Below are 11,363 nucleotides of genomic sequence, written 5' to 3'. Positions count from 1 at the left end.
CGCTTCCGGCTCGTGCGACCGGTCACCGCACCCCGCCGGCGACCGTCTCGGCCAGTACGGCCCGCCAGGCGAAGCCCTGCGAGCCCCGGGCCGCCTGCGGCCAGAGCGCCGGCAGCTTGCTGCCGTGTTCGACACCCACCACCCGCCAGCCGCTCTGCATCAGGGCCAGCGCTGCCGCGCCGTGCGCGTGGTTCGCCTCCTCGCGGGCCTGCGGCGTCAGGTTGAGCCAGGTCGAACTGTCCACCAGGAAGGCGATGCAGGTGGCGCCGTTGCCGCGCAGCCCGGCCAGCAGGTCCGCCTCGGCGGTGGTCAGCGTGCCGAGCAGGGCGATGACGAGCCCGCCGTCGGAACGCTGCCGAACCCGTTCGACAAGTGTCGCCACGTCGCCGCGCTGGGTCAGCCGGACGTCGGCGAGGTAGTCCAGCAGCAGCCCTTCGCCACCGGCGTCGTTCGCGCTGGCGTCGATCCCGGAGTCGCTGACCAGCCGGAGCTTGTAGCCGGCCTGCCGCAGGTGGACGGCGATGCTGGCGACAGCCGACACCGCCCACTCGAAGCTGGCGGTCGGACCCTCGCCCCGGTGCGCGAACGCCCGGGTGTCCAGTACCACCGTCGCCCGGCTCTCCCAGGGCTGCTCCTCCCGGCGCACCATCAGCTCGCCGGTGCGCGCGGTGGACTTCCAGTGCACCCGGCGCAGGTCGTCGCCGCGCCGGTATTCCCGAGTGGCCGCGTCGTCCTCGCCGTGCACCGCCACCGAGCGGGCCCGGCTCTCCCCGGTGCCCGCGTACTCGCCGGCCAGCCGGACCGAGGGGAGCGGGGCGACCTGCGGGATGACGGTCAACGGGTCGACGCTGGGGAACGCCCGGGTCAGCTCGCAGAGCCCGAACGGGTCGGTGAGCCGGATGACCAGCGGGCCGACCTCGTACCGGCCGCGTACGTCGGCCCGCACGGTGTACGCCACCGAGCTGGCCTGGTGCGCGCCGAGGCGTTCCAGCACCACCCGGGGACGGCTGCCGAGGGCGTACGGCAGCCGGTCCTCCAGCAGCAGCGTCCCGGTCGGCAGCCGGGACATGTTCTGCAACCGGAGCACCACCCGGGAGCTGGCGCCGACCGGCACCCGGTGCGGCTCCAGCGAGCGGCTGCACGCCAGCTTGTAGCGGCTGCGGCCGACGTAGAGCGCGGCCAGCAGCGGCAGTACGCCGAGCAGGACGGCGACCCTGAGCAGGTCCTTCTCGCCGAGGATCAGCGCGGAGATCGCCGCTGCCACGGCGGCGGCCAGGAAGGACCGCCCCCGGGTGGTGAGGCCGCGCAGCGCCTCGCGCACCGTCACCGCCTCCGCGGCTCGTACTGCGAGCGCCCGGTGCCGTCGCCGGACGGCGGCCGGGTGTCGTACGGCGACCGCTGCCGCTCGTGCGGCAACGCCAGCCGGTGCACCAGCTCGGAGACGATCGCGTCGGTGGTACGCCGGGCGAGCTGCGCGTCGGCGGTGGGGATCACCCGGTGCGCCAGCACCGGTACGGCGAGCGCCTGGAGGTCGTCGGGGAGTACGTAGTCGCGCCCCTCCAGCGCGGCGACCGCCCGGGCGGTACGCAGCAGTTGCAGGGTGGCCCGGGGGGAGGCGCCGAGCCGCAGGTCGGGGGATTCCCGGGTGGCGGTGACCAGGTCGACGGCGTACTGCTTGACGGCGTCGGCGACGTGCACGTCGCGTACCGTCGCGATCAGCTTGCGTACGGTGGCGGCGTCGGAGACCGGACGTAGCTCGTGGATCGGGTCCCGGCCGCCGTGCACGTCCAGCATGGCCAGCTCGGCACCGGGGTCCGGGTAGCCCATCGCGATCCGGGCGGTGAACCGGTCGCGCTGCGCCTCCGGCAGCGGATAGGTCCCCTCCATCTCGATCGGGTTCTGCGTGGCGATCACCATGAACGGCGTCTGTAGCTCGTAGGTGACGCCGTCGACGGTGACCTGCCGCTCCTCCATGCACTCCAGCAGCGCGGACTGGGTCTTCGGCGAGGCGCGGTTGATCTCGTCGCCGACCACCAGGTTGGCGAAGACCGCGCCCGGCTTGAACTCGAAGTCGTGCGTCTCCTGGTTGTAGACGCTGACCCCGGTGACGTCGCTGGGCAGCAGGTCGGGGGTGAACTGGATGCGTCGGACCGAGCAGTCGATGGACCGGGCGAGCGCCTTGGCCAGCTTGGTCTTGCCGACCCCCGGTACGTCCTCGATCAGGAGATGCCCCTCGGCCAGCAGTACCGCGAGTGCGAGCCGGACCGTGGCGGTCTTGCCCTCGATGACCTCTTCGATGTTGGCCACGATCGCGTCGCTGGCGGCACGAAACTGGTCGCTCGGCAGCGTGCCACCCAGTTCGTCCCAGGTCTGTTGAGTCACGGGCCTCCTCCTCGTCGGTCACGGCCGCCGCCTAATAAGAGTCCTTGGGCCGGCCGTATGGTTCGCGGGAGAATACGTCCGTCCGGAGTAACCGGATCAGTGACCGGATCACCCGCATCACTCAGGCTAGCCGTATTCGGCGGGAGAGCCGAGCACACCCGAGAGCCCGGGGTCGGATCCCCGGCCGGTAGCGGCGGCGTCCCCCGGCCGGTATCGGGTGCGACAGCCCTGCCCGGGGCGCGGTACGATGGCCCCATGTCCAGGGTCCACCTGCTCCTTAGCGAGCCGTGCTGACGCGACAGACAGCGACAGCACGGCCACCCCTCCTGCGTGAGGGGCTTTTTTATGCCCGGAGAACGGACCCGGCCCACAAACCTGAATTTCGATGCCCCGCCAGCCCGGTCGACCAGGGCGAGCGACGACGGACGTAGCGAGGAGACGACATGACGACCGAGGCAGCCGAGCCGGCGGCGGACATCCCGCCGTTTCGGTACACGGCCGAGCTGGCCGGCGAGATCGAGGTGCGCTGGCAGGACCGGTGGGCCGAGCAGGGTACGTTCCGGGCGCCCAACCCGGTCGGTCCGCTGGCCGATCCCGGCCATCCTCGGGCGGACGCGGAGAAGCTGTTCGTGCTGGACATGTTCCCGTACCCGTCCGGGGCGGGACTGCACGTCGGGCATCCGCTGGGCTACATCGGCACCGACTGTTACGCCCGCTACCAGCGGATGGTCGGGCGGAACGTGCTGCACACGATGGGCTTCGACGCGTTCGGGCTGCCCGCCGAGCAGTACGCGGTGCAGACCGGCACCCACCCCCGGACCACCACCGAGGCGAACATCGGCTACTACCGCTCGCAGCTACGCCGGCTGGGACTGGGGCACGACGACCGGCGCTCGGTGGCGACCATCGACACCGACTACTACCGCTGGACCCAGTGGATCTTCCTACAGGTCTTCAACTCCTGGTACGACACCGACGCCGCCAGGGCCCGGCCGATCGCCGAGCTGGTCGCCGAGTTCGAGGCGGGCACCCGGGCCACCCCGGACGGCCGCGCGTGGGCCGAGCTGACCGCCGACGAGCGGCGCCGGATCGTCGACGACCACCGGCTGGCGTACGTCTCCGAGGCGCCGGTGAACTGGTGTCCGGGGCTGGGCACGGTGCTGGCCAACGAGGAGGTGACCCCGGACGGCCGCTCCGACCGGGGCAACTTCCCGGTCTTCAAGCGCAGCCTGAAGCAGTGGATGATGCGGATCACCGCGTACGGCGACCGGCTGATCGAGGACCTGGACGCGCTGGACTGGCCCGAGCCGATCAAGCTGCAACAGCGGAACTGGATCGGCCGGTCGACCGGCGCGCACATCGAGTTCCCGACCGACGCCGACCCGATCCGGGTCTTCACCACCCGGCCGGACACCGTCTTCGGGGCCACCTACATGGTGCTGGCCCCGGAGCACCCGCTGGTCGACACGCTGGCCGGTACCGCCTGGCCGGCGGGGACCCGGGACGTCTGGACCGGTGGCCAGGCCACTCCCCGGGCCGCCGTGGACGCCTACCGGAAGTCGGCCGGGGCCAAGACCGACATCGAGCGGCAGGCCGAGAACCGGGAGAAGACCGGCGTCTTCGTCGGGGCGTACGCCACCAACCCGGTCACCGGTGCGCAGATCCCGATCTTCATCGCCGACTACGTACTGGCCGGCTACGGCACCGGCGCGATCATGGCGGTGCCGGGGCAGGACGAGCGGGACTGGGAGTTCGCCGAGGTCTTCGAGCTGCCGATCGTACGTACCGTGCAGCCGGCGGAGGGCTTCGACGGCAAGACGTACACCGGGGAGGGGCCGGCGATCAACAGCGCCGCGCCAGAGCGCGGCCTGGACCTGAACGGGCTGTTCGTCGCCGACGCCAAGGCGAAGATCATCGAGTGGCTGGAGGCGAACGGGCACGGTTCCGGCGCGGTCACCTACCGGCTGCGGGACTGGCTGTTCAGCCGGCAGCGCTACTGGGGCGAGCCGTTCCCGATCGTCTACGACGAGCAGGGCAACCCGGTCGCGCTGCCCGAGTCGATGCTGCCGGTCGAGCTGCCCGAGGTCGACGACTTCGCGCCGCGCACCTTCGACCCGGAGGACGCCGACTCCGACCCGGAGACCCCGCTGTCCCGGCGCAAGGACTGGGTCGAGGTCGAGCTGGACCTGGGCGACGGGCCGAAGCGGTACACCCGGGAGACCAACGTGATGCCGCAGTGGGCCGGCTCCTGCTGGTACGAGCTGCGCTACCTGGACCCGACCAACGCCGAGCGGTTCGTCGACCCGGCCAACGAGGCGTACTGGATGGGTCCGCAGTCGCCCGGCGACCCCGGTGGCACCGACCTGTACGTCGGCGGCCAGGAGCACGCCGTGCTGCACCTGCTGTACGCCCGCTTCTGGCACAAGGTGCTGTTCGACCTGGGCCACGTCTCGTCGTTCGAGCCGTACCGTCGGCTGTACAACCAGGGCATGATCCAGGCGTACGCCTTCAAGAACGACCGGGGCGGCTACGTCGAGGCGGCCGAGGTGGAGGAGGTCGACGGCCAGTACTACTTCGCTGACCAGCAGGTCACCCGGGTCTACGGCAAGATGGGCAAGTCGCTGCGGAACGTGGTGACCCCGGACGAGATGTGCGAGGCGTACGGCGCCGACACGTTCCGGGTCTACGAGATGTCGATGGGCCCGCTGGACGTCTCCCGGCCCTGGGAGACCCGGGCGGTGATCGGGGCGTACCGGTTCCTGCAACGGGTCTGGCGGACGATCGTCGACGAGCAGACCGGCGAACTGCGGGTCACCGACGCGCCGGCCGACGAGCAGACCCGCCGGCTGCTGCACCGGATCGTCGACGGGGTCCGGGGCGACCTGGACGGCATCCGGATGAACACCGCGATCGCCAAGCTGATCGAGCTGACCAACGGCCTGACCCGACTGGACGCGACCCCCCGTGAGGTGGCGGAGCCGCTGCTGCTGATGCTGTCGCCGTTCGCCCCGCACATCGCCGAGGAGCTGTGGCAGCGGCTGGGGCACGCCGAGTCGCTGGCGTACGAGCCGTTCCCGGTGGCCGACCCGAGCCTGCTGGTCGCCGCGACGGTGACGTACCCGGTGCAGGTCAACGGCAAGGTCCGGGGCCGGGTCGAGGTGCCGGCGGACGCGGCCGAGGAGGCGATCCGGTCCGCCGCGCTGGCGGCGGTCGCCGACCAGTTGGGCGGTCGAGAGCCGCGCAAGGTGATCGTGGTGGCCGGCAGGATGGTCAGCGTCGTCGCCTGACCGCTCGGTCCGGCCGGCACCGCGCTGCCGGGTGGCGCGGTGCCGGCCGGGCACGCCGCGTCGGCACCGCAGCCCGTGACCCGATCGGCGGCGCCGGGGACGACACGGACGGGCTCCGGCCTGCCGGGTGGCTCTTTCTCCGTCGACCTGGACACCAGGTGCGTTACCCATGCCGGGTAGCGCATCTGGTGTCCAGGTGAGCGGCGGCGGACGGCGCGGCGGCGGGGCTACTGCGCGACGAGGCGGAAGGACTGGGCGGCGGTGCCGTTGCAGGCGTACTGCACCAGTTGCACGCTGTCGGCGGTGGCGGCGCCCGGCACGTCGAGGCACTTGCCGCTGAGCCGGTTGACCAGTCGGTAGTAGCCGTCGGCCTCCGCCACCGGCTGCCACTGCTGGTTGTTGCCGCCGCTGTAGGTCCAGAGCTGGACCGGTGCGTTGTCGGCGGTGGACACGTTTGTCACGTCCAGCGACCGGGCGCTGTTGCCCCGGTTGTTCACCCGGACGTAGCCGCCGCTGGTCGGTTGGAACTGGTACTGCTGGGCCAGGCTGGCGTTGCAGGCGTACTGCTGGATCGCGGTGCCGTTGGCGGTACCGGCGGCCCGGGCGTCCACGCACTTGCCGCTGCTGCGGTTGACCAGGGTGTACCAGGCGGTCGGGGAGATCGGGTCGGCCGGCGGGGGAGTGCCGCCACCGCCGCCACCGAGCCAGCGCAGCCCGTCGACCAGGAAACGGTTCTGCGTCTCGCTGGCGAAGGTGGAGGAGAGCGGCACGTTGTTGGCGTAGTCCATCGCGTTGTGGCCGAAGTTGGCGTACAGCATCTTGTAGTTGCTGTTGGTCCAGACGATCGGGTAGTAGCCGCTCCGCCAGGTCTGGTTGGGGTCGGTGCCGAGCGGAAAACTGCTCGGGTCGACCGAGGCCAGGATGTCGATGTTCGGGTTGGTCCGCAGGTCGCGGCTCCAGGAGTACCACTCGCTGACCGACGAGGTGAAGGTGGCCGGCAGCCCGGTGGTGGACGGGTGGCTGCGGTCCTCGACCCGCAGCACGGCGGTGGTCGGTCCCCAGGTGTTGGACTGGAAGGCCCCGGTGCCGAGGAACTGGTTGTGGTACCAGTCCCAGCCACCCGGGTTGGTGGTGAACGCCGAGACGTGGAAGCCGAGCCAGGCCCCGCCGTTCCGCATGTACTGCTCGAACGCGGGGCGCTGGGCGACCGGCGGCAGATCGTCGAGGAAGACCACCACCTGGTAGTTGGCCAGGTTGGCGGTGTTCAGCCGGCTCCAGTCGTTGGTGGCGGTGTAGCTGAAGTTGTGCTGGGCGGCGGTCTGCGGGAACCACCGGTTGGCTTCCTGGACGAAGCTGATGTGCGCCGCGTCCCAGGTGCCGTTGTAGAAGGCGATGACGTTGAAGGCCGGTGCGGCGGCGGCTGCGGCCCCGGCGTTGCCGTGGGCGGGCTGGGCGAAGGCGGCCACCAGGGCCAGACAGAGCGCGAGGAACTGGGCCACCTTCCGGGGCACGGTGTGGCGGCGGGTACGGGCTCTCATGCGCGTCCTCTCGGTCGCCGTCGCGCAGGCGGGGGTGGGCGCGACGATCGATGACACGCTATGGCTGGAAACGATCTTGTGTCAATATCCGACTTAACCGGAGTGTGCAATTCGCCTGTCTTGTGGCGATGCCCGACCTAACTGTAATGAAAGCTTACCAATCCACCGGCCAGCCAGAGCGCACCCGGCGTGCATCCGTCGTGCTGACTGCCCGGGGAAGTTGTCCGGAGCGACTAGCCTGCGTTCCGGCAGCGTGCGGCCGGCTGCCGTCGTCGTTCGGGCCAGCCGGGGAAGGGACACGGACGGGCATGGCGGATCGGGAACTGAACGGGTACCGCGCGGACCTCGCCGCGCTGGCGGAGGGGTCGCCGTCCGACCGGCTCGCGGCGGTACGCCGGCTGCTGACCGTCGCCGACCGTCGGCCCGAACTCCGACAGCCGGTCGCCGACGCGATCTGTGACCACCTGCGGAGCCCGGCGCCGCCGACCGACGACGGGAAGCGTGACCCGGTCGCGGGTTACGGGGACGCCGAGCAGCGGCGGGTCGTTCTCGATCTGCTCGCCGGGCGGCTGCGTTCCGACGCGGGCGGGCACTGGTCGGAGATCAGCCTCGACCTGTCCGGCACCACCCTGGTCGACCTCGACCTGCGCGGCTGTGCGCTGGCCGAGGGGCGGTTCGCCGACACCCGGTTCGTCGGAACGGCGTCGTTCGACGGGGTCCGGTTCGACGGCGAGGCGCTGTTCCCGCGTACGGTCTTCGAAGGTGACGCCCGGTTCGACGGCGCCCGCTTCGGCGACGAGGCGGTCTTCGGCCGGACCCGGTTCCGGAGGACGGCCAGCTTCACCGGCGCCGAGTTCGGCGGGATCGCCTGGTTCGGCCGGGGCGCGGAGACGCTCTGGGAGGACGACCCGGCCTGGGAGACGATCGAGGAACTGACGCCGCTGGCCTGGGACGAGCTGAACGAGACCGATCCGGAGTGGCCGGTCGCCGTCCTGATCGAGGACTACCAGGACTGGGAGGAGGGCGGCGACGGAGCCCGGTTCGCTGGGCCGGTTTCGTTCCGGGATGCCCGCTTCGGCGGCCCGGCCTGGTTTCATCACGCCCGGTTCGGTGCGTCGGCAGACTTCCGGGACGCCGTGTTCGCCGCCCGGGTGCACCTGGACCAGCCCGCCGTCGAGCTGACCGGTGCCCGCTGGTCTAACGAGAACCATGACGGGTACGGGGCGACGTACTGGCCACTGGGCTGGGTGACCGAGTCCGGCAGTGGCCGGCTGGTGCCGGACGACGACGTCCGCCCGTACGCCCGACAGCTCGGCGAGCCGGATCCGGACGTTCGGCGTACCGGGCCGGTGCTGCTGGCCGAGCTCGGTGACACCCGTCCGGAGCTGCGGGAACGGGTGGTCGACGCGCTCTGCGCGTACCTGCGTACGCCGCTGTCGTTCCTGGTCGGTGGCGAGCTGGATGCCGCCCAGGCCGAGGAGCTCCGGCTGCGTCAGGAGATCCAGCGGGTACTCGCCGCCCGGCTGCGCCCCGCCGCCGACCCGTACTGGCCGGAGACGAACCTCCGGCTCTGCGGCGCCACCCTGGTCGACCTCGACCTGAGCGGCGGCAACGCCGGGTACGCCGATTTCGTCGGCGCCCAGTTCCACGGCACCACCAGCTTCGCCGGCTGCCGGTTCGAGCGGGCCGCCTTCGACCTCGGCGCCGGCAGCGGAGTCGCCACCTTCCACGGCCCGGTCGACGTCACCGGTGCCCGGCTCGGCACCGAACTGCCGCTCGTACCCGACACCAGCGGCGATTTCGGCCGACCCTGACCGGCGCCGCCCGGATCAACGCGCAGCACGATCAGCCGCAGCGCCTCGCCGGCCTGGAACAGGTCGGTGAGGGCAGGCAGAACCGGCAGACTCAGAGCAGGTCCTCGACGGTGATCGGCAGGTGGCGGATCCGTCGCCCGGTGGCGTGGTGTACGGCGTTGGCGATCGCGGCGCTGGTGCCGACGATGCCGATCTCGCCGACCCCCTTCACGCCGAGCGGGTTCACCACCGGATCCGGCACCTCGATGGTGTCGATGGTGATCTCCGGGACGTCGGCGTTCACCGGTACCAGGTAGTCGGCGAGACTGGCGTTGGCCCAGCGTCCGGTGTTCGGGTCCATCCGGGTCGCCTCCAGCAGGGCCTGGCTCAGCCCCCAGAGCATCCCGCCCATCAACTGGCTGTGCGCGGTCTTGCGGTTGAGTATCCGGCCCGGGGCGAAGACGCCGACCAGCCGGCGTACCCGGACCAGGCCGAGGTCGGCGTCGACGGCCACCTCGGCGAACTGGGCCCCGAAGGTGTGCATCGCGTAGTCCGTCATGGGCGCCAGCACCGGCATCCAGGTGCCCACCGTCTCGACGTCCGGAATGTGGTTCCGGCCGAGCAGTTCGGCGTACGTCTCGCCGACCTCGGGCCGGTCGCGCAGGCACATCCGGCCGTCCCGGACCACCACTGCGGCCGGGTCGGCGCCGTGCAGCGGCGAGTGCTGGTCCGCCACCGCCTGCCGGACGAGCTGGTCCCGGAGTTGGGTGCAGGCGAGGTGCACCGGCGAACTGGTGGCCCCGGAGCCGGCCGAGCCGACCGCGGCGGCGACGTTCGGCAGGTCGGTGGTGCCGCCGACGAACCGTACCCGGTCGACCGGCAGGCCGAGGCCGTCCGCCGCGACCTGCGTCATCGCGGTCAGCGCGCCGGTGCCGAACTCCGAGATGCCGGCTTCGACGACCACGCTGCCGTCGATGTACATCCGGGCCCGGGCCCGCTGCGGGCTGATCGGGGCGGCCACCGGATAGGCGGCGGTGGCCATGCCGGTGCCGATCTGCCAACGCCCCTCCCAGCGGGTGCCGGGCGCCGGGTCGCGGCCGGCCCAGCCGAAGAGTTCGGCACCGCGTTGGTAGCACTCCCTGAGCCCCTTGCTCGACCACGGCTTGCCGGTGTCGGGGTCAACGTCGGCGTGGTTGCGCAGCCGCAGCTCCACCGGGTCGATTCCGATGGTGTGCGCCAGTTCGTCCATCGCGGACTCCAGGGCGAACATCCCGGTCGCCTCGCCCGGACCACGCGTGAAGGTCGGGGTGATGGTGTTGCCCCGGGCCAGCCGGTAGCCGCCGGCGTAGTTCGGCGCGGCGTAGGTGATCGCGGGCGACTCCAGGGAGGTCTCGGCCCAGTCGTCGAAGTGCGAGGTCAGCGAGATCTTGTCGTGGGTGAGGGCCGCCAGCCGCCCGTTCCGGTCGGCGCCGAGGCGGATCCGCTGCTCCTGCTCCTCCCGGTGCCCGCAGGAGTGGAACATCTGGTCCCGACTCAGGGTGAGCCGGACCGGCCGGCCGACCTGGCGCGCGGCGAGCGCGGTGAGGGTGACGTGCGGCCAGATCAGTGCCTTCGCTCCGAAGCTGCCGCCGACGAAGTGGCTGACCACCCGGATCCGGGTCGGTGGCAGGCCGAGCAGTTCGGCGACGCTGAGCTGGGTGGCGGTCGGCCCCTGGGTCGAGTCGTACAGGGTGAGCCGGTCGAGGTCGTCCCAGACCGCCGTGGTCGTCGACATCTCCAGCGGGTTCTGGTGGTTGGCCGCGAACCGGTAGGTCAGGTCGAGGGTCAGCTCGGCGTCGCGCAGTCCGGACTCCGGGTCGCCCCGGTCGGGATTGCGGCCGGGTACCAGCCCACCGAAGATCCGCTGCGGCTCGTACGCCTGGTCGCGTACCTGGTCGAGCAGGGTCGCCGACGGCGTCTCGGCGTAGTTCACCTGGACCAGGCTGCCCGCGTACTCGGCGCGTTCGACGGTGTCGGCGACGACGACGGCGATCGGCTGCCCGGCGTAGTGCACCACGTCGTCCTGCATCGGGAAGAAGCTCTGCCCGTGTGCGGTGAGTCCGGCCAGCGACGGGAAGAGCTTCGGCTGGGCGGCGACCCGGGGCAGGTCGAGATGGGTCAGTACGGTGTGCACACCGTCCGCGACGCTCGCCTGCCGGCAGTCGATCCCGATGATCCGGCCGCTCGGCACCCGGGCACCGACCAGTACCGCGTGGGCGAGGTTGGGCAGGTTCAGTTCGCCGGAGTAGCGGGCCGCGCCGGTGACCTTGGCCCGGCCGTCCACCCGGTCCAGGGCTGCCCCGAGTACCGGGCTCACGACACTG

6 protein-coding genes are annotated in these 11,363 nt (G+C 71.6%); 2 read left to right on the top strand and 4 right to left on the bottom strand.

Annotation, left to right across the window (positions count from 1 at the left end):
• Positions 1–22: 22 nt before the first annotated feature.
• Positions 23–1,321, bottom strand: coding sequence for a DUF58 domain-containing protein (locus Pen02_RS24795; RefSeq protein ID WP_203868530.1), 1,299 nt, complete (start codon positions 1,319–1,321; stop codon positions 23–25).
• Positions 1,322–1,323: 2 nt separating this feature from the next.
• Positions 1,324–2,382 (bottom strand): AAA family ATPase, encoded by a 1,059-nt coding sequence (locus Pen02_RS24790; RefSeq protein ID WP_203868467.1) that lies wholly within the window; start codon positions 2,380–2,382, stop codon positions 1,324–1,326.
• Positions 2,383–2,825: 443 nt separating this feature from the next.
• Between Pen02_RS24790 and leuS the strand changes: the two genes are divergently transcribed.
• The gene (gene leuS, locus Pen02_RS24785; RefSeq protein WP_203868466.1) at positions 2,826–5,669 is read left to right on the top strand and encodes a leucine--tRNA ligase; all 2,844 of its coding nucleotides are present in this window, start codon (positions 2,826–2,828) and stop codon (positions 5,667–5,669) included.
• A gap of 227 nt (positions 5,670–5,896) precedes the next feature.
• Here the strand turns inward: leuS and Pen02_RS24780 are convergent, their stop codons facing one another.
• A complete protein-coding gene (locus tag Pen02_RS24780) occupies positions 5,897–7,207 on the bottom strand; it encodes a ThuA domain-containing protein (RefSeq protein WP_203868465.1) in 1,311 nt (436 codons plus the stop codon).
• 308 nt (positions 7,208–7,515) lie between these two features.
• Between Pen02_RS24780 and Pen02_RS24775 the strand changes: the two genes are divergently transcribed.
• Positions 7,516–9,021 (top strand): pentapeptide repeat-containing protein, encoded by a 1,506-nt coding sequence (locus tag Pen02_RS24775; protein WP_203868464.1) that lies wholly within the window; start codon positions 7,516–7,518, stop codon positions 9,019–9,021.
• Between the two features lie 91 nt (positions 9,022–9,112).
• On the opposite strand, the gene Pen02_RS24770 is transcribed toward Pen02_RS24775, so the two are convergent.
• Positions 9,113–11,356, bottom strand: coding sequence for a xanthine dehydrogenase family protein molybdopterin-binding subunit (locus Pen02_RS24770; protein ID WP_203868463.1), 2,244 nt, complete (start codon positions 11,354–11,356; stop codon positions 9,113–9,115).
• Positions 11,357–11,363 lie beyond the last annotated feature (7 nt).

It is taken from the genome of Plantactinospora endophytica, assembly GCF_016862915.1.
Classification (GTDB): domain Bacteria; phylum Actinomycetota; class Actinomycetes; order Mycobacteriales; family Micromonosporaceae; genus Plantactinospora; species Plantactinospora endophytica.
Note: the sequence above shows the minus strand (reverse complement) of the source record. Positions and strands in the feature narration are given on the sequence as shown.

Excerpts from the sequence above, each read along its gene's own strand:
- leuS (WP_203868466.1), top strand. The coding sequence starts at position 2,826 with ATGACGACCGAGGCAGCCGAGCCGGCGGCGGACATCCCGCCGTTTCGG.
- Pen02_RS24780 (WP_203868465.1), bottom strand. The coding sequence starts at position 7,207 with ATGAGAGCCCGTACCCGCCGCCACACCGTGCCCCGGAAGGTGGCCCAG.
- Pen02_RS24775 (WP_203868464.1), top strand. The coding sequence starts at position 7,516 with ATGGCGGATCGGGAACTGAACGGGTACCGCGCGGACCTCGCCGCGCTG.